At 67.6% G+C, this 18,272-nt stretch carries 15 protein-coding genes; 8 read left to right on the forward strand and 7 right to left on the reverse strand.

What is annotated here, in order from left to right:
- Positions 1-145: 145 nt before the first annotated feature.
- Positions 146-559, forward strand: a complete 414-nt coding sequence (locus E3T40_RS13665; RefSeq protein ID WP_134544188.1) for a DUF2256 and DUF3253 domain-containing protein — start codon at positions 146-148, stop codon at positions 557-559.
- A gap of 174 nt (positions 560-733) precedes the next feature.
- Positions 734-925: a hypothetical protein gene (locus E3T40_RS13670; protein ID WP_134544191.1), complete on the forward strand. Its 192-nt coding sequence runs from the start codon at positions 734-736 to the stop codon at positions 923-925.
- 22 nt (positions 926-947) lie between these two features.
- Here E3T40_RS13670 and E3T40_RS13675 read toward each other — a convergent pair whose 3' ends face one another.
- Entirely contained in the window at positions 948-2,333 is a 1,386-nt protein-coding gene (locus tag E3T40_RS13675) for an LLM class flavin-dependent oxidoreductase (protein ID WP_104099292.1), read from the reverse strand.
- 291 nt (positions 2,334-2,624) lie between these two features.
- Here E3T40_RS13675 and E3T40_RS13680 point away from each other — a divergent pair, with 291 nt between their 5' ends.
- The 3 genes from E3T40_RS13680 (at position 2,625) to E3T40_RS16615 (ending at position 6,348) form a co-directional block, all read left to right on the forward strand.
- The gene (locus tag E3T40_RS13680) at positions 2,625-2,855 is read left to right on the forward strand and encodes a hypothetical protein (RefSeq protein WP_134544193.1); all 231 of its coding nucleotides are present in this window, start codon (positions 2,625-2,627) and stop codon (positions 2,853-2,855) included.
- Positions 2,856-3,208: 353 nt separating this feature from the next.
- On the forward strand, positions 3,209-4,150 hold the full coding sequence (locus E3T40_RS13685; RefSeq protein WP_233199186.1) for a hypothetical protein: 942 nt from the start codon (positions 3,209-3,211) through the stop codon (positions 4,148-4,150).
- A gap of 215 nt (positions 4,151-4,365) precedes the next feature.
- Positions 4,366-6,348, forward strand: a complete 1,983-nt coding sequence (locus tag E3T40_RS16615) for a DUF2207 domain-containing protein (protein WP_194088389.1) — start codon at positions 4,366-4,368, stop codon at positions 6,346-6,348.
- A gap of 156 nt (positions 6,349-6,504) precedes the next feature.
- Here the strand turns inward: E3T40_RS16615 and E3T40_RS13695 are convergent, their stop codons facing one another.
- The gene (locus E3T40_RS13695; protein ID WP_134544198.1) at positions 6,505-7,515 is read right to left on the reverse strand and encodes a diacylglycerol kinase family protein; all 1,011 of its coding nucleotides are present in this window, start codon (positions 7,513-7,515) and stop codon (positions 6,505-6,507) included.
- Positions 7,516-7,956: 441 nt separating this feature from the next.
- Here E3T40_RS13695 and E3T40_RS13700 point away from each other — a divergent pair, with 441 nt between their 5' ends.
- On the forward strand, positions 7,957-8,823 hold the full coding sequence (locus E3T40_RS13700; RefSeq protein ID WP_166786645.1) for an alpha/beta fold hydrolase: 867 nt from the start codon (positions 7,957-7,959) through the stop codon (positions 8,821-8,823).
- A 175-nt stretch (positions 8,824-8,998) separates the two neighbouring features.
- Here the strand turns inward: E3T40_RS13700 and heR are convergent, their stop codons facing one another.
- Both heR and E3T40_RS13710 read right to left on the reverse strand, forming a co-directional pair.
- Positions 8,999-9,799: a heliorhodopsin HeR gene (gene heR, locus E3T40_RS13705; RefSeq protein ID WP_134544203.1), complete on the reverse strand. Its 801-nt coding sequence runs from the start codon at positions 9,797-9,799 to the stop codon at positions 8,999-9,001.
- Between the two features lie 66 nt (positions 9,800-9,865).
- Positions 9,866-10,480 (reverse strand): MOSC domain-containing protein, encoded by a 615-nt coding sequence (locus tag E3T40_RS13710; protein WP_241981789.1) that lies wholly within the window; start codon positions 10,478-10,480, stop codon positions 9,866-9,868.
- Between the two features lie 118 nt (positions 10,481-10,598).
- Here E3T40_RS13710 and E3T40_RS13715 point away from each other — a divergent pair, with 118 nt between their 5' ends.
- Positions 10,599-11,345 carry an endonuclease/exonuclease/phosphatase family protein gene (locus tag E3T40_RS13715; RefSeq protein WP_104169649.1) on the forward strand — a complete coding sequence of 249 codons (747 nt, stop codon included), beginning with the start codon at positions 10,599-10,601 and terminating at the stop codon, positions 11,343-11,345.
- 71 nt (positions 11,346-11,416) lie between these two features.
- Here the strand turns inward: E3T40_RS13715 and E3T40_RS13720 are convergent, their stop codons facing one another.
- From E3T40_RS13720 to E3T40_RS13725, 3 genes are all read right to left on the reverse strand, one after another.
- A complete protein-coding gene (locus tag E3T40_RS13720; RefSeq protein WP_134342835.1) occupies positions 11,417-11,617 on the reverse strand; it encodes a hypothetical protein in 201 nt (66 codons plus the stop codon).
- Between the two features lie 346 nt (positions 11,618-11,963).
- Positions 11,964-12,092: a hypothetical protein gene (locus E3T40_RS17370; protein WP_255408677.1), complete on the reverse strand. Its 129-nt coding sequence runs from the start codon at positions 12,090-12,092 to the stop codon at positions 11,964-11,966.
- Between the two features lie 61 nt (positions 12,093-12,153).
- Complete coding sequence (locus tag E3T40_RS13725) at positions 12,154-13,134, reverse strand: NAD(P)H-quinone oxidoreductase (protein ID WP_134544206.1); 981 nt, start codon at positions 13,132-13,134, stop codon at positions 12,154-12,156.
- 176 nt (positions 13,135-13,310) lie between these two features.
- Here E3T40_RS13725 and E3T40_RS13730 point away from each other — a divergent pair, with 176 nt between their 5' ends.
- Entirely contained in the window at positions 13,311-18,164 is a 4,854-nt protein-coding gene (locus E3T40_RS13730; RefSeq protein WP_134544209.1) for an NAD-glutamate dehydrogenase, read from the forward strand.
- The last annotated feature ends 108 nt before the right edge of the window (positions 18,165-18,272 follow it).

Here is an 18,272-nt window from a genome sequence, read left to right on the forward strand (position 1 = left end):
GCCCTGCCCGGCGGCCTGCCCGGCGCCCTGCAGCCCCGAGAGTCGCCGATTCTGCCGAGAATCGCCGCTGGAACGGCGACGCTCGGCGCAAACGGCGACTCTCGGCGGCTCTCGGCGACCCGCGCCATCCCGCAGGATAGAAGGCATGGCCCACCGTCAACGAAAGCCCGCCGATTCTGACCATGCCCGTGACCGGGCGGACAAGACGTGCGCCTCGTGTGGGCGGCGCATCGAGTGGCGCATGAAGTGGGCCGACAACTGGGAGTCGGTGAAGTACTGCTCGAGCGCGTGCCGCGCACATGGGGTCACGGCGACCGACCTCAAGCTGGAAGAGGCTATCGCGACACTGCTCAGTGCGCGGGCGACGGATGCCACGATCTGCCCGTCCGAGGCGGCGAAAGTGGTCGGCGGTGACGGCTGGAACGACCTCATGGAGCCGGCCCGACGCGCCGCACGCCGCATGGTCGCCCGCGGTGACCTGCAGATCACGCAGGGCGGGGCCGTGGTCGATCCGTCGACGGCGAAGGGTCCGATCCGGTTGCGGCGGGTGCGGGCATAGGCGCGGTGACCCGCGCGGAGCGAGCATAACTCCTGCAAATTCTGCCTGCCGATTTGTCCACCCGCGTAATCACGCGGATCGTGCGGGAAGTCTCACCGGATTGCAGGAGTTATGCGATGAGGGTCGGCAGCGGCAACTGACCTGTTCGCCGCGACTGAAGGTGAATTGTCCCGGTTGCCTGTGAGTCTCGGGACCGGTAGTGGCCACGCGCGGGTGCCGTGGCCCGAGACCCTTCCCCGCATTCTGGCCGCCGCCACCGCGCGGCCGTCGGTCGTGCTGCGGCGCGAGCGTGAGCAGGTGCTCAAACTGGCCGGGCGCCGCCGCACGGATTTCCCCCGGCTGCTGGTGCAGTCGGGGATTGCATAGGGCGAGCGGCGGTCGCCGCTCGTCACCTAACGGATTGGTTCACCCCGAGTCGATAATCGGCTCCGTGGTGCTCCTCGGGCAGACGGTCGCCGCGCCCGTGCAACTTGTTGCGTAGAGTGCCCTCGACGTACTCCTCCGGGTAGGCCCCGCGACGACGCAGCTCGGGAATCACGAACTCGACCACGTCTTCGAACGTTCCGGGCGTGATCGCGTAGGCGAGGTTGAACCCGTCAACATCGGTATCGGCGACCCACTCCTGCAGGTGATCGGCAACCTCTTCCGGTGAGCCGACGATGAACGGCCCCAGGCCGCCGATTGCGCCGAGCTTCGCGATGTCACGCACGGTCCACTCGGAGCCGTCATCATTCGCCGCCTGAAAATTTGCCACCGCCGACTGGATCGCGTTGCTCTTCACGTTGCCGATCGGCTCGTCGAGGTCATACCGCGAGAGATCGATGCCCATCCAGCCCGACATGAACACCAGGGCGCCTTCTTCGCTCGCGTAGGAGAGGTAGTCCTGATGTTTTGCGTGCGCCTTCTCGCTGGTCTCGTCGGTGATGATTGTCAGCAGCGTGTAGATCTTCGCGGAGTACCGGTCTCGACCGGCCTGCTCGAGCGCATCCCGGATCTTGCTCACGGTCGCGGTGAGGCCGGACTTGGTCGAAGCGGCCACGAAGATCGCCTCGGCGTTGCCGGCGGCGAAGGCGATACCGCGCGGCGATGCCCCGGCCTGATAGATCACCGGCGTGCGCTGCAACGACGGCTCGGACAGGTGGATCCCCGGCACGGTGAAGTTCTTGCCGTAATGCCCGATCTCATGCACCTTGCTCGGATCGGTGAACACCCCGGTCTCCCGGTCGCGGATGACGGCATCGTCTTCCCACGAGCCCTCCCACAACTTGTACAGCACCTCGAGATACTCGTCGGCGACGTCGTAGCGGTCGTCATGCTCCAACTGGTCTTCATGCCCCATGTTGCGGGCGGCGCTCGGCAGATAACCGGTGACGACGTTCCAGCCGACGCGACCCTTCGTCAAATGGTCGAGCGTCGACATCCTTCGTGCGAACGGGTACGGATGCTCGTACGCTGTACCCGCGGTCACGCCGAACCCGAGGTTCTCGGTCACCGCCGCCATGGCGGAGACGAGCAGAATCGGGTCGTTCACGGGAACCTGGGCCCCATGCCGGATCGCTGCTTCGTTCGAACCGCCATAGACGTCGTACGTTCCGAGCACATCGGCGATGAAAATGCCATCGAAAGTGCCTCGCTCGAGCAGCCTGGCCAGGTCGGTCCAATAGGAGAGGTCCTTGTATCGCCAGGACTGGTCAAGCGGATGCCGCCACATTCCTGAGGACTGGTGCGCGACGCAATTCATGTCAAAAGCGTTGAAGCGAATTTGTCTGGGCATGCCACCCATCCTGCGGCGCGGTCGTTGACGGCGCCACAGCACTCGCCATTTGGCGTAACACACGGGGAGCGACGGGCTGACTCTCGCAGATCCGCCCGGAGCGGCGCGGTTTGAATCCCTCGCCGCGCACGAGACCGCCACACTGCCGCCGACGCTGCTGGCCGCCTGGGTCGTGCGGGCCACCGGCACGACGACCATATTCGCGCTGCTGTTGACCATCGTCTTCTCGGTCGCCCTTGCATCGGCTCCAGCAGTTCGGGCGCCATTCTCAGCGTGCTCGGCTGGCGCTAAATGTTCAACCTCGTGCTCCCGATCGCCCTCAGCGCGCTCGTCGTGGGCGGCTTGGGGCTGAAGAACGTCACCACTTCGCGCAAGACGCCGATCGACGTGGTCTTGGTCATCCTCTCGGCGCCCGGTTTCGGCAAGCTCGTCTACGGCCTCAGCAACCTGAATGCGGAATCCGGCGGCATCGGCTCGGTTGCGGGCTGGCTGCCGTCCGCTCCGGGCCCACCCGTCTGCTGATCACGGGCTCCAGCCGCCTTCCTGTGCGGCGCCGTGATCTCGCTGTTCGCGATCCCCGCGGCGTTCTTCATTCGCCGCCCGGCGGCCGCGGCGGAGCAGCGTACAGTGCCCGTCGGCTCTGCTGACGCGGCTCCCCCGCTGCGGCACGCCTGATCGAGGTGCACGGCCTGCCGAATCTCGTGTCAATCCCCTGCTACCCATGACTTTTACAGAATACTGAGCGTTTGTTCAGAAACATGAGACAGAGTATAAGTTTCGTCTGCGCCGTCCCCCGAAAGCGCAGGCCCGATGCTCAGTGAGCCGGCGCGCGCACGCGTGCGAGCTTGCGTAACACGGAAGTCAAGCGCACATACATGCCCGAAACACCCGAAGAAATCCGCATCCGATTCGCTGCCCAAAATAAGCGAAGCAACAGCATTCCCAGCAGCAACAGCACCACCGGCCCCACCAAGATCAACCGCCCGTACCGCATCGCGCTCATCGCCGGCAGTGTGCTCGCCATCACCGGCCTCGCAGTCGGCGCCGGCTTCGCCGGTCAGTCCGCCTCCGCCACCCAGGACCGCGTCTCGGCCACAACCGCACTCGCCGACAGCACGGGCCTGCACCGTGAACAGCTCGGCGCCTACAGCGCGGTCGCCAAGGCGCATGGCGACAACTCGGCCTCCATCACCCTGAACGAGGCCAATCAGGTCATCGCCGCCACCCAGGACAAGGTGGATGCCTCCAGCCTCGCCGCGGTCGCCAGCTCGCTCGCCAGCTACGAGATCCTCCCTCTCGACGAGGTCACCTCGCTGACCGCCCAGACCAAGGCCGAGACCGCCGCCGTCACCGCGGCGTCGATCGAAGCCGACCGCGTCGCCGCCGAGGCTGCCTCCGAGGCTGCCGCCGCGGCCGCAGCCCAGGCCGCAGCCGAGGCAGAAGCGCAGGCCGCCGCGCAGGCCGCCGCCGAGTCCTCCCGTGCCCAGTCGCTGGCCTCCGGCAACACTCCTGCCGGCGCGCGCGCCACGGCTCAGGCCATGGCCGCGTCCCAGTACGGCTGGGGCGCCGACCAGTTCTCCTGCCTGAACCAGCTGTGGCAGAAGGAATCGGAGTGGAAGTACGACGCCGTGAACTCCAACGGCGGTGCCACCGGCATCCCGCAGGCGTTGCCCGGCAACAAGATGGCGACGGCCGGCAGCGACTGGGCCACCAACGCGACCACGCAGATCGCATGGGGCCTCGGCTACATCAAGGCCTCCTCCTACGGCACCCCGTGCGCCGCCTGGTCTCACTCGCAGGCCAACAACTGGTACTGATGCCCTGACTACCCGCAGCACCAAGGCCGGTCGTCCCCTCGTGAAGGGGCCGACCGGTTTTCTCGTTGCCGGGCTCTCAGCTGTCGGTTCGCATGCACCGAAGGGACCCGTGCTGCACTAGCCTTCGAAGGGCGGATGTTGTGGGGACAGCACGGCTCGGCGCGGTCGACGCCGCATCGAGGCTCCCGGCTCCGGCAGAAACAGGGAGCGGCAACATGCACGGGATCGCACCGGCCAGACATCCGTTACGTCGATTCGTGCAGGTCATCGCCGCGCTCGCGGTCTCGGCGGCGCTCGCGCTCGGGATGCCGGCCGTCGAAATGCCCCTGGCCGCGTCGGCAGACACCGGTGACTTCACATTCACCTCCTTCGAGGCCGACTACTACCTCTCCCGTGACGACGCCGGGCACTCCACCCTGCGCACGGTCGAGACGTTCGTGGCGCAGTTCCCGAACTTCGACCAGAACCGAGGCATGGTGCGCCTCCTCCCCAACGACTACAACGGGGTGCCGCTGAACACCACCGTCGAATCGGTCACCGACGCCACCGGAGCCCCCGTCTACTTCGTGACCTATGACCAGGGCTCCGTCACCGAGGTGCCGCTCGGCACCGATGAGTTCGTGCGCGGCCAGCAGACCTACACGATCACCTACACGCAGCGGAACGTGGTGCGCGCGTTCGCCGACACCGACGACGACGAGCTCTACTGGGACACCAACGGCACCGGGTTCGACCAGTCGTTCGGCTCCGTCACCGCGCGCGTGCACGTCGACCCGAGCGTCGCCGAGTTCCTCACCGGCGACACCGCCTGCTATTCCGGGGCCCAGGACGACGGCGCCCGGTGCGAGATCAGCCAGACGACGGATGCCGCAGTGCCCGGATCCACGGGCCAGCTGTTCACCTCGTCCGTGCAGGGTCTCGGTCCGCGGCAGAACCTGACCGTGGCCATCGGCTTTGCACCCGGCACCTTCGTGTCGGTGCCGGCCTCGGCCAGCTACAGTGCGAGCGATTCGGACAACGGCGGGGGAGAACCGGCGACCGGGCTGCTGTTCCTGGTGGCGGCTGTCGGCTTCCTCGGGGTCGTGCTCGCCTTCATCCGTCGCCGACTCGGCCAGCGCGACGCGCGCGGCCGAGGCACCATCATCGCCCAGTACAGCGTGCCGAAGGGTTACAACCTGCTGGAGGCGGGGGACCTTGCGAATCGGTCGAAGACGGCTATCGCCGCGCAGCTCGTGAGCCTGGCGGTGCGCGGCACGGTGCGCATCCTCGACTATCCGGTCAGCGCAGGCGGCGGCGACTACACGCTGCAGCTGCTGACCGTGGAAGGCGTGGACGCTCAGGAGCGAAAGCTGCTGGAGACGCTGTTCCCCCGCCTGACGATCGGAGCGACGCGGGAACTGGGGGTCGCCGACAGCACGCTCGCCGCCAAACTGAGCGCGTTCCTCCCCGCCGCGACAGCGTCGGTCATCCAGCGCGGCTGGCGGGCCAAGGTGGCCGGCCGCGGCGGCAGGTGGATCGCCATCGGAATGGCCGTCGTGCTGCTGCCGGCCCTGGCCGTCCTCGGTGCGGTGGCGCTGATCGACGGCTCCCCGAAGTTCGGCGAGGTGATGACGGTCGCCGTCATCGCAGCGCTGTTCCTCTACCTGGCCCTCTACCTCGCCCAGGGCACGGTGCAGCTCACCGATTCCGGGGCCGATCAGCGCGACTACCTCAAGGGACTGAAGGTCTATCTAGAGCTCGCCGAGGAGGAGCGTTTCCGCATGCTGCAGGGCCCGGACGGCGCGCTGCGGGTCACGATGCCTGCCACGCCGGGTGTCGCATCGGGGGCGCTGCCGAGCCCGGTGACGGATGCCGCCGGAACACCCGACACCGTCGAACTGGTCAAGCTCTATGAGGAGCTGCTCCCCTTCGCGGTGCTCTGGGGTGTCGAACGGGACTGGGCGAAGGAGCTCGTCGTGCTCTACGAGCACGGGGCGCCGGCGCCGGGCTGGATCGTGTCGCAGGGAGGCTTCACCGCGAGCGGCTTCGGCGTCGCCATGAACGGTTGGGTCGCCTCGGTCCTCACCTCTGCCACGGTTCCCGTCAGCTCCAGCAGCGGCGGCGGATACTCCGGCGGCGGAGGAAGTTTCTCCGGCGGCTCCGGCGGCGGCGGGTTCTCCGGCGGTGGCGGTGGCGGAGGCGGTGGCGGCGGCCGTTGACGGCTGCCGGGTGTGCAGCCGTCACCCATCCGTGGCCCGTCGTGCCGGCGCGGGTGCCGCGCCGCTTCGCTGGTGGCATGCTATCCGCAGAGCGGCGCACCTCCCGCGCGTCGAGCAGAGTGGAACGGGAGAGGGGCGACGGATGCCCCGCGCCGCCTACGCGGCGTCGCTCGGCACGCGCAGGGTGAGGCCACCGGCATCCACCCAGGTCTTGAAGGCCACGGCGGTGCCGAACCCGTCGCCGTCGAGTTCGATCTCTTCCGGACGGTTGAGCCGCAGCACGAGCTTCGTGCCGGTGGCGTAGTTGAGCGCGTCGACATCATTGGTGCGCAGTTTGCGGCCCAATGCCGTTCGGCTGAGCACGCCGTTCTCCCACAGCACCTTCGACAGAATTTGCAGCCAGCCGCCGAAGCCCTCCGGCTTCAGTACGACCACGTCGAAGAGTCCGTCGTCGAGGGCGGCGTCGGGAATCAGCTCGATGCTGGCCGGAAGCGACCCGCAGTTGCCGACCATGATGGTGTGCGCGCGCATCGCCTGCTCGGGCTTCGCGTTGAGCCGGTACCGGAACCGTAGATCGCTGTCGTCCTTGCCGACGGCGATCATGGCTTTCACGTAGGCCAGCCAGCCGGCCTTCGCCTTGAGGTCGTCGTCGGTGTTCGCGAGCATCTTGGCATCGAGGCCGAGCCCGGCCATCACCAGGTAGGCGTGCCGGTCGACCGACCGGTCGGCCCGCTCGATGTCGATCAGGCACACGTCGATCACCTTGTCCTGGCCGGCGAACGCGGCTTGCAGGGCCAGCCCGGTGTCGGCGAGGGGCAGCTGCAGGTTGCGGGCGAGCAGGTTGCCGGTGCCCGACGGCAGCAGCGCCAGTGCGCACTCCGTGCCGTGCACGGCTTCCGCGACGGCGCGCACGGTGCCGTCGCCGCCGGCCACGATGATCATGGTGGCCCCGGCTTCGATCGCCTTCCGGGCCGGTCCCTGCCCCGGGTCCTCAGCTGACGTCTCGAACCACAGCGTCTCCGGCCAGCCGGCGGCCGATTGCTGGGCCTCGACGGCGTCCCGAAGAACGTCGACGTCAACCTTTATGGGGTTGTAGACGACCGCGGCGAGCCGGGGTGCGCTCACGTCATCGGTCAGGTCGTCGTGGTGCAGATCGGTGCTCGTCATGTGGGGTCCGTTCGATGGTGGAAGCTGGTGCCTTCCGTAAATGGGTTCTCACTCATCTAGACGGATGCCGCTGCCCATTTGTCACGCGACCCCGCAGTCGGGCGCCCCTTCCCAGGCGCAGACCCGCTCCTTATGCTGGCACCACTTCGCTCGAAAATCACGTTCCTCTCGTTCGCTTCAGGGTGGGAAGACTCTCCTGAACCCCGGCCGAATCTGCCGGGACGCTTTCGGGGGTCCCGCGGCGCGGGTACTGTCACCAACGGTTCTGCGCAGCCGGCCACGCCAGAGCCGGTTGCTGCCGGGCCGATCGCTGCTGCACCGCTCGCTGCCGCACCGCTTTCCGCGGAGCCGGCTGACGGCATCCGGAACCGTCAATGAAACGAAAGGGTCAATTCAATGCCCCCCGCGACACAAACACAGAATGTCACCGATGCGCGCACCATGGCTCGGCGAACGGGCACCCTCCTCGGAGGGATGCCCTATTTGAGGTTCGGCACGGGCTCGCCGCTGGTGGCCATCCCGGGCCTCACCCAGAACTTTCAACCGACGGTCGGCGTCGAGCGCATGCTCGTGACCCGGATGCTGGCTCCGGTGGCGGCCCGGCACCGCGTGCTCAGGCTGACCCCGCGCCCGGGCCTCGACCCGAACGCCAGCATGGCCGACATCGCCCGGGACTACGCCGACGCTCTGCGCCTGGAGTTTCCGGGGCCCATCGACGTGATCGGCACGTCGACCGGCGGGAGCATCGCCCTGCAACTCGCCGCCGACCATCCCGATGTGGTGCAGCGTCTCGTCGTGGTCTGCGCGGCCTACACCCTGGGGCAAAACGGCAAGAAGGTGCAGCGCCGGGTCGCTGAAGAGGTTCTTGCCGGGCGCCCGCGGCAGGCCGGCCGGAAGATGTTCAGTGTCCTCAGCGACAAGCCCCCGAGTCGGCTGGCAGCCGGCATGGGCTGGATGCTCGGACCCCGCACGTTCGGCAAGGCCAGCCCCGACCTGATCACCACCATTCGCGCCGAAGACGCCTTCAACCTGCGCGACCGGCTCGGCGAGATCGAAGCGCCCACCCTGCTGATCGGTGGTGACCGGGACGGTTTCTACACGCCCGAGCTGTTCCGCGAGACGGTGGCGCGCATCCCCAACGCCCGCCTCATCCTCTTCCCCGGCAAGGGGCACATGGCCGCGATCTCAGACCCACGCCTCCTGCCGGACATCCTCGAGTTCCTCGACGGCTCCGACGCGGGCGGCCGCGCTACGGGTGCCCACTCCCCGAGTGCGCGCTCTGCGGGCACTCGTCCGTCGACGCTGTAGCCGTCGCCTCGCGGGGTCGTTGTTGACCCGGAAGGTCGGTGAGACGACAGCTGTCCCTGGCTTCGCCCGGGACGATTACGAGGTGGCGCTGCGGACCAGCTTCGAAGCACGGGGGTGGTGCTTCTGCCGTGCCCGGCACCAGCTCAGGCCCGAGCTGATCGGCTAGACGATTGCCCTAGGTGAGTGCCGGGATGATCGCGCCAGAGAACACCTGCCAGGCCAGCGCGGTCTTGGCGACCAGGCTCAGCGTGATGTAGGCGCGCTCGCCGCGGAGGTAGTCGCGCCAGCCGCCGACCTGACGGTACTGCAGCACCTGGTTGACGGCGAACGTGTTGAAGAACAGGAAGAGGGAAATGATGATGCCATAAACGAAGGCCGGCGGTGCGGCCTCGGTGTTCGAGCCGGGGGCGATGAAGTAGATCAGGATGACGACCCACGGCACCACGCCCACCATCGACCCGAAGATGAAGGGCAGGAACTTGCCGTTGCCGGGTGTCTCGTACTTCTCCTGCAGTGCCCCGAACATGATCATGGCGGCGTTGGCGGCGAAGATCGAGAACAGGGCCGCGATGTCGGTGATGCCGGTGATCTGGGCGATCAGCCAGATCATGATCGAGGAGCTCAGGGAATATTCGACCCAGCGGAAGTAGTTTCGGTTGGCTTTGAGCCCCGCCGCGTAGCGAGGGAAGAATTTCGGCGACGAGATCAGGAAATGGAAGAAGGCCGAGAGCGCCAGGAAGGAGACGACGCCGATGCCCACGTTGACGTCGAACAGGGTCACCCGCTCGGGCGGCAGCGGCACGCCGGGAGGACCCGACAGATAGTCGGCGGTGACGGCAAAGGTGACCTGGGTGCTGAGCAGGGTGAGCACGTATGCGAAGCCCAGGGCCTGCACGAGGTGCAGTGAGCCGGCCATGATGTTGTAGACGCGGAGGCGGGAAATTTTCTGATCGGGGGTGTAGTTCTTGCGTGCCATCGGGACTCCTCCACAGGTCAGGTGAGGCCGAGACTAGCAGGGTCGCCGACTGCCGTTACCCAAGCGTCAGACCACGCCGAGCGGCAGGTGTTCCCCGGCCGGCAGCCGCACCCGAATCGGGTCCCCGGGAGCGACGCTTCCCCCGGTGACGACGATTCCCATGATCCCCGCCTTGCGGATCACCTGACCGGCATCATCCGTGTCGATCAGCGTCTTCATCAGCCCCTTCTGGTACCCGTTGATCAGTGAGCAGGGGTTGCGCATCCCGGTGATCTCCACGACCGCGTCGGTGCCGAGCCGCAGCCGGGCACCCCGCGGAAGGCCGGACAGATCCAGCCCGCGGGTTGTGATGTTCTCGCCCAGCTCGCCGGGGGAGACCTCGAAGCCGGCCCCCCGCAGCTCGTCGAAGAGCTCGGCGGGCATGAAGTGCACCTGGGTGAGGTTCGCCCTGGTCGGATCCTTCACGATCAGGTAGCGGTGCTGCGTCGTGGCTCCGGCGTGAGCGTCGCCCTCCACCCCGAATCCCGCGATCAAACGGATGTCCGGGACCGTCGGCTTGCTGAACGCGTGCCGTTCGTCTCGGCTGACCGACTGCACCGTTGCCGTCACTGTGGCCGTCACCGTTGCCGCCACTGTGGCCGTCACCGTTGCCGCCACTGTGGCCGTCGCATCCTGCATCATGCCCCGAGTCTCGCATGAGGGCCGCCGAGGATTCACCCAGCCGTTATAGCATTTCGGCGTCGCAAACGTAGGCTAGGTGGGTGTTCAGCGAGTCAAGTCGAGTCGAAAAAGGTCAGTCGTGAAAGTCATCAGCTATAACCTCCGCAAGAATCGTGCCAGTGGTGAGCTCATCGCCCTGGCCGAGAACTACGATCCCGACGTCCTGTGTCTGCAGGAATGCGACACCCTCGAGCTCCCCGAGGAGATCGGTCTCCTGCACCTCGCCGACTCCACTGTGCGTAACCGACTCGGCCTGGCGATCTACTATCGCATGGACCGGTTCACCAACGAGCGCACCCAGACCTTCGCGCTCAAGAAGTCACTGCACGACCGCGTGCTGACCCCCGCGCATGAGCGCCTGATCGGCACCCGACTGACCGACCTCGTCGCCCACCGCGAAATCGTCGTCGCTTCGTTCCACGCCGCGCCGCTCACCGCGCTCAACTCCCTGCGGCGCAACCAGATCCGCACCGCGCACGAAGAACTGCACGTGCTCGGGCCGGGCCTGCCGACCCTGATGGTGGGCGACTACAACTACCCGATCTTCAAGGGGCGCCTCGGCGACCACATAACTCAGTCCGGCTACGACCTCACCCTGAGCGACACCCGAACGTACACGCGCTACAAGTTCTTCCGCGGGCATTTCGACCTGGCAACCTCCATCGGGCTGTCCATCGACAGTGTCGAGACGCTGCCCCTCGGCACCTCCGACCACCTGCCCATCCTGGTCACCTCCACCTACAGCGACGAGTCGGTGAACGCCACGAATGTGCCGGCCAGCCTCGCCGAGACGGAGCGCGCTCCGGGCGGCGAATTCGCGATCTAAGGGGCGGGGCCTCGACTACTGAGCGTCGAGGGCGGGGCCTCGACTACTGAGCGTCGAGGGCGGGGCCTCGTCTACTGGGTGTCGCCGCGCGTCCAGAGCAGGTGGGCACGCACCGACAGGGATCCGCCGATCAGGAGGGCCACGCCCGCCATCCAGAGCAGGACGGTGAGGAACGCGTTGGCCGTCACGGCGTTGAGAATGATCAGGGCCACCCCGAAGGCACTGAAACTGAACCCGGCGACGGCGCAGGTGGTGAAGGACCAGTTCTTCATGCGGGTGGTTCCAATCGGGTGGGGATTCGACAGCGTTTACGGTAGCAGGCCCGCGGGGCGCTTACCGTGCCTCGCCTGCCCAGGACGAGTGAGTCCGAATCGGTTGGTTGCATCGCTCCCGGATTGGCAGAGCTGACTGCACCGCGCGGACGCTGTTCAGCACGGGCGAGCGCCGGGTTCGGCGTCGAATTCGTTCGGGACGGATGGCTGGCCGACCTCGTGTCGCCGGAGGTCGCCGACAGAGTGGAAGCCGACCAACGTGGAGCAGCTCTGGATCCACGGCGGCATCCTCACTCGGTGTCGGAACTGGCCGTGGCCTGCCGCCGGCTCTTGGTGTGCCAGTTTCTCAGGTGATGCCGGCCCGCCGGCGCGACTCCGTGTGCTCGCCCATGCGCGCGTTCGACTCCCTGGTGAACTGCTTCCAGGCGTCGAGCTTGCCGGGCAGGATCGGCACGAACAGACTGATGCTGTTCAAAACTTGTCCCCTCTTCAGAATGTTTTTCCAGCGCATGTTTCAGTCCCGAGTCCCGACGGGCTCAATCACCGACCAGCAGAATCTTGCCCACGTGAACGGATGCCTCCAGCCGCCGGTGTGCCTCGGCGGCCTTCTCGAACGGGAAAATGCTGTCGATCACCGGGCGGAAGCGGCCGGATTCGAGCCAGGGCCAGACATCCGTCCTGAGGGCCTGCATGATGGCCGCCTTCTCCGCGAACGGGCGGGAGCGGAGGGTGGTACCCCAGTACCGGCCGCGCTTCTGCATCAGATGGAACGGATTGAAGTCGGCGTTCTCGCCGCTCTGGTTGGCGATCACCATGATCCGGCCGTCGACCGCCAGTGCCGCCACGTTGCGGACCGCGTAGGAGCCACCGATGATGTCGAGGATCACGTCGGCGCCGCGCCCCTCTGTGGCGGCCTGGATTTCGGTGGGGAAATCCTGCTCGCGATAGTTGATCAGGATCTCCGCGCCCAGGCTGCGGCACACCGCCAGCTTCTCGGCTGAGCCGGCCGTCGCGGCCACCCGCGCGCCGGCGAGCACGCCCAGCTGGATCGCGGTGGTGCCGATGCCGCTGGCGCCGCCGTGCACGAGCAGCGTCTCCCCGGCGGCCAGCCCCGCACTCAGGAACACGTTCGACCACACGGTGGCCAGCGCCTCCGGCAGGCCCGCGGCCTCGACGAGGTCCACGGATTCGGGCACGGGCAGGGCCAGGTCCTCGTGCACCACGGCCTCGGTGGCGTAGCCGCCGCCGGCCAGCAGGGCGCACACCCGGTCGCCGACCGCGAACCGCTTTGCCTCGGCGCCGACTTCACTGACGACTCCGGACACCTCCAGCCCGGGCCACTGCGGCGCTCCGGCCGGCGACGGGTAGCTGCCCAGCCGCTGCGCGACATCCGCCCGGTTCACGCCCGCGGCGGCCACTCGAATCCGGATGTCCCGGGCCCCGATGGGCAGGTCGCTCACCGTCGTGAGGGTGAGGGCATCGGGGCCGCCGGGGGTGTCTACGATGATCGCGCGCATCGGGTCAGCCTACGCGCGTGCACTTTGCGACGGATCCACGACTGCGCGGTGGTTCGGTCTGTGGAACCCGGCCACGGAATCTACGATGGTAGACAGGGGCGTGGCTGTTGCATGCCTTGGGTCGTACGCACGTGATCCGCAATGACGCGGAGATTTTCTGATGGAGGCTTATTTCAATGACGTCTGAGTCCACCCGCACCGGGAAATCACCGGCAGGCAGCACACTCGACGCTTTCCTGGGCGACTACTACGAGCACCTGGCCGGGGAAGACCGGCAGAACTCCGATGTGGGAACCCTCCGCGAGCGGGCCGTCCACCATTGGCAGGTCGCCCAGAGCCGCACCCCCAGCACCCCGAACATCGAGATCCGGAACGAAGCCGGCCGCAGCATCGTCTACATCGTCACCGACGACATGCCTTTCCTGGTTGACTCGGTGACCGCCGAGCTGGTGCGCCAGCACTCGGCCATCCACCTCGAAGTGCACCCGCTCCTCGTCGTGACCCGCGACCGGAACACCAACGAGCTTCTCGGCGTCACCCGCGTGCACGGCGGCGACGGCGCTCGGCCCGGTGACGTCGACGAGACCGTCACCCAGGTCGAGTCGTGGATCGCGATCGAGATCGAAACCGCCAATGACGAGGCGCGGGCTGCTCTGGTCACCGGGCTGGCCACGGTCCTCGGCGACGTTCGCGCCGCCAACGAGGACTGGCAGGCCATGCGAACGAAGGCCGTGGAGATCGCCGACGCGCTCGGCGACGTCGCCCACGCCGAGGGCATCCAGGAGATCAAGCAGGCGCAGGAATTGCTGCGCTGGCTCGACCGCGACAACTTCACCTTCCTCGGCTACCGGGAGTACGACCTGGAGACCGTCGACGGAGAGGACGTGCTGAGCATCCGTGACCGCAGCGGCCTGGGGCTGCTGCGCTCCACCGAAGACGGGCACCAGATTCAGCACCTGACGGATGCCGGCCGGCTCAAGGCGCGCGAGCGCAGCGCCCTGGTGATCACCAAGGCGAACTCGCGTTCCAGCGTGCACCGCCCGGCGTACTTCGATTACATCGGGATCAAGAGTTTCGATGCGGACGGCAACGTGCGGGGGGAGCAGCGCTTCATCGGCCTGTTCGCCGCCACGGCGTATACGAGCTCGGTGCGGGACGTGCCGATCCTGCGCGAAAAGGTCGACGCTGTGATGGACCAGGCCGGGTTCCCGCCAGGGTCGCACAGCGGCAAGGAGCTGCTCGGCATCCTGGAAACCTACCCCCGCGACGAGCTGTTCCAGATCGACGTGCCCACCCTGTTCACCACCACGCTGGCCATCCAGCGTCTGCAGGAGCGGCGGCGCACCCGGCTTTTCCTCCGCCCGGATGTCTACGGCCGGTTCATGACCGCGCTGGTCTACTTCCCCCGCGACCGGTACACCACGGCCGTGCGGCTGCGGATCGAGAAGGAGCTGCGGGACACCTTCCACGCCGAGTCCGTCGACTTCGAGGCCCGGATGACCGAGTCCGCGCTGGCCCGGCTGTTCTTCCGCATCCGGTTGCAGAAGAACGACACGGTCGGCGTCGTCGACGCCGTCGCGCTGGAGCACCGGCTGGTGATGGCGGTGCGGTCCTGGCCCGAGGGGATCGGCGAGAAACTGCGCGAGAGCCACCCGCTGGACGAGGCGGAGCGCCTCTCCGAACTCTGGTCGGAGGCGTTCCCCGCCAGCTACCGGGTGGATTACGAGCTCGAGGAGGCCGTGCAGGACATCGGGAGATTCGAGGCCGGCGCCGCGGCGGCGGCCGCCGGGACCGGGCCGATCCGGCCGGCGCTGAACGTGTATCTTCCGACCGGCACGGGCGCCGGTGACACGGTCATCGACGCCGACGACGGAAGCACCGCGGGACGCGGCGTCACGGCGGAGGATGCCCGGATCAAGCTCTACATGATGGAGCCCAAGAGCCTGAGCCAGATCCTGCCGTTCCTGCAGAACCTCGGCATCGAGGTGCTCGACGAGGTGCCCTTCGAGATCGAGACCGCCGACGGCCGCGCGTTCTACCTCTACGACCTGGGCTTGAGCTACCCCGAGGGCGTGGACCCGGTCGCGACCGGCGCACTCCTGGCCGACTCCTTCGGCGCCGCCGTCAGCGGGGCCATCGAATCGGACGGCCTCGACCGACTGGTGCTGCGGGAGGGCATGCCCTGGCACCGGGTCGTCATCCTGCGCAGCTACGCCAAGTACCTGCGCCAGGCCGGAAACACCAACTCCTACGGCTTCATCGCCGATACCCTGCTGGCCAATCCGGCCGTCACCCGAGGGCTGGTGGCGCTCTTCGAGGCCCGGTTCGATCCGGAATTTGCCGATCCGGAGCGCATCCGTCGCAGCCTGCAGGTCAAGGATGAGCTGACGGCGGCCATGGAAGAGGTCACCACGCTCGACGCCGACCGGGTGCTGCGCACCCTGATCAACCTGATCGAGTCGTCGCTGCGCACGAACTTCTTCCAGGACAAGCCCTACCTGAGCATCAAGCTCGACCCGACCACGATCGAGCTGTTGCCGTTCCCGCGACCGAAGTACGAGATCTGGGTGTACTCCCCGCGGGTGGAGGGCGTACACCTCCGCTTCGGCAAGGTGGCCCGCGGCGGGCTGCGCTGGTCGGACCGGCGGGAGGACTTCCGCACGGAGGTGCTCGGCCTGGTCAAGGCGCAGACGGTCAAGAACGCGGTGATCGTGCCGACCGGCGCCAAGGGCGGGTTCTTCGCCAAGCAGCTACCCGATCCGGCGCTGGACCGCGCGGCCTGGATGGCCGAGGGCATCGGGAGCTACAAGACCTTCATCCGGGGGCTGCTCGACCTCACCGATAACCTGGTGACCACGGCGGAGGGGGAGCAGCTCGTGCCGCCCGCCCGGGTGGTGCGCCACGACGACGACGATTCCTACCTGGTCGTCGCGGCCGACAAGGGCACGGCCACCTTCTCCGACATCGCCAACGGCGTCGCCGCCGAATACGGTTTCTGGATGGGCGACGCGTTCGCCTCCGGCGGCTCGATCGGCTACGACCACAAGGCAATGGGCATCACCGCCCGCGGCGCATGGGAGTCGGTCAAGCGCCACTTCAGCGAACTGGGCGTCGACACGCAGGCCGAGGACTTCACGGTCGTCGGCGTGGGCGACATGTCCGGCGACGTCTTCGGCAACGGCATGCTGCTCTCGGAGCACATCCGTCTGCTGGCGGCCTTCGACCACCGGCACATTTTCCTGGACCCGAATCCGGATGCCGCGCGCTCCTTCCAGGAACGAGCGCGCCTCTTCGCCCTGCCGCGGTCGTCGTGGGCGGACTACGACACCAGCCTAATCAGTGCCGGCGGCGGGGTCTTCCCGCGCCAGGCCAAGGTGGTGACGATCTCCGCCGAGGTGCGCGCCGCACTCGGGCTGCCGGACGGGACGGTGCGGCTGAGCCCGCCGGAACTGCTCCGCGCCATCCTGACCGCCCCGGCCGACCTGCTCTATAACGGCGGCATCGGCACGTATGTGAAGGCCAGCAGCGAGACGGCCGCGCAGGTCGGCGACAAAGCGAACGACGCCATCCGGGTCGACGGCCGGGATCTGCGGGTCAAGGTCGTCGGCGAGGGCGGCAACCTCGGGATGACCCAGCTCGGGCGCATCGAGGCGGCCCTCACCGGCGTGATCCTGAACACCGACGCGATCGACAACTCCGCCGGGGTGGACTGCTCCGACCACGAGGTCAACATCAAGATCTTCGTCGACCGGATGGTGGCCGCCGGCAAGCTGGCCGAGTCGGAGCGGTCGGAGTTCCTCGCCTCCATGTCCGACGAGGTGGCGCGGCTGGTGCTGGAAGACAACGTCGACCAGAACATCCTGCTGCTCAACGACCGGGCGAAGGTGACCACCTGGAGCCCCAGCTACGAACGGCTGATGGACTGGCAGGAGGCCTCAGGCGACCTCAAGCGCGAGTTGGAGGCGCTGCCCACCACGGCGACGCTGCGGGAGCGCCTTGAAACGGGCCAGGGCCTGACCTCACCCGAGCTGTCCGTGCTGGCGGCCTACGCCAAGATCGATCTGGCGACCACGCTGCGGGACAGTGACCTGCCCGACGACCCCTGGTTCGGCCGAACCCTGCGCCGGTACTTTCCGGTGCAGCTGTCCGAGCGCTTCGACGCCGAGCTCGACACGCATCCGCTGCGCCGCGAGATCATCGCCACCGTCGTCGCGAACGACATGATCAACCTCGGCGGCGTGACCTTCGCGTTCCGGGCTATGGAGGAGACCTCGGCGAACCAGGCCACGGTCGCGAAAGCCTTCGTCGCGCTGCGGGAGATCTTCGAAATCGACGTGCTCGTGGCCGAGGTCAACGCCCTGCCGTCGTCGTTCCCGACCAAGCACTGGACGTCGATCCACCTGGACATCCGTCGCCTGCTCGACCGGGCCGTGCGCTGGCAGGTCAACCAGGGGGCGTCGCGACCGGTGGGCGAGGTGGTGGCCCAGTACAAACCGCAAATGGACCTGATGCGCGCCCACCTGGAGGATTACCTCAAGGGCGGCGACCTCAAACGCGTGCAGTCCCTGCTGGAGACCGCCCAGGAGTGGGGCGTACCGGAGAACCTCGGTCGCCGGTGGGCCGAACTCTTCGAGGCCTTCGCCCTGCTGGACGTGGCGCAGATCTCCGCCCAGGTCGATGAGCCTCTGGCCGACGTCGCCGGCGTCTACTACACGGTCTACGACCGGTTCCGGGTGGACAACCTGCTGGAGCGCATCACCGTGCTGCCGCGCAAGGACCGCTGGCAGGCCCTGGCCCGCGCCGCCCTCCGCGACGACCTGTACTCGACGGTCGCCGATATGACGCGGGCGGTGCTGAAGGAAACGCATGCCGGCCACGCCGACGCCCGACTGCTCGCCTGGGAGGCGCTCAACGCGGAACAGTTGGGACGGGCTCGCAGCGTGTTCGAGGAGGTCAACGCCCTCGGTCAGGACGACATGGCGTCCCTGTCCGTGGTTGTGCGGCTGCTGCGCTCGATCGTGCGCCGCTGACCTGCCGGCTGCGGACATCCGTCGCTGCGCGCTGCTCGCGCGCTGCTCGCGCGCTGCTCGCGCGCTGCTGCCCACTATTACTGCCTGCTGCCACCGGCCGTTTGGGGC

Source organism: Cryobacterium sp. TMT1-19 (assembly GCF_004403055.1).
GTDB lineage: Bacteria > Actinomycetota > Actinomycetes > Actinomycetales > Microbacteriaceae > Cryobacterium > Cryobacterium sandaracinum.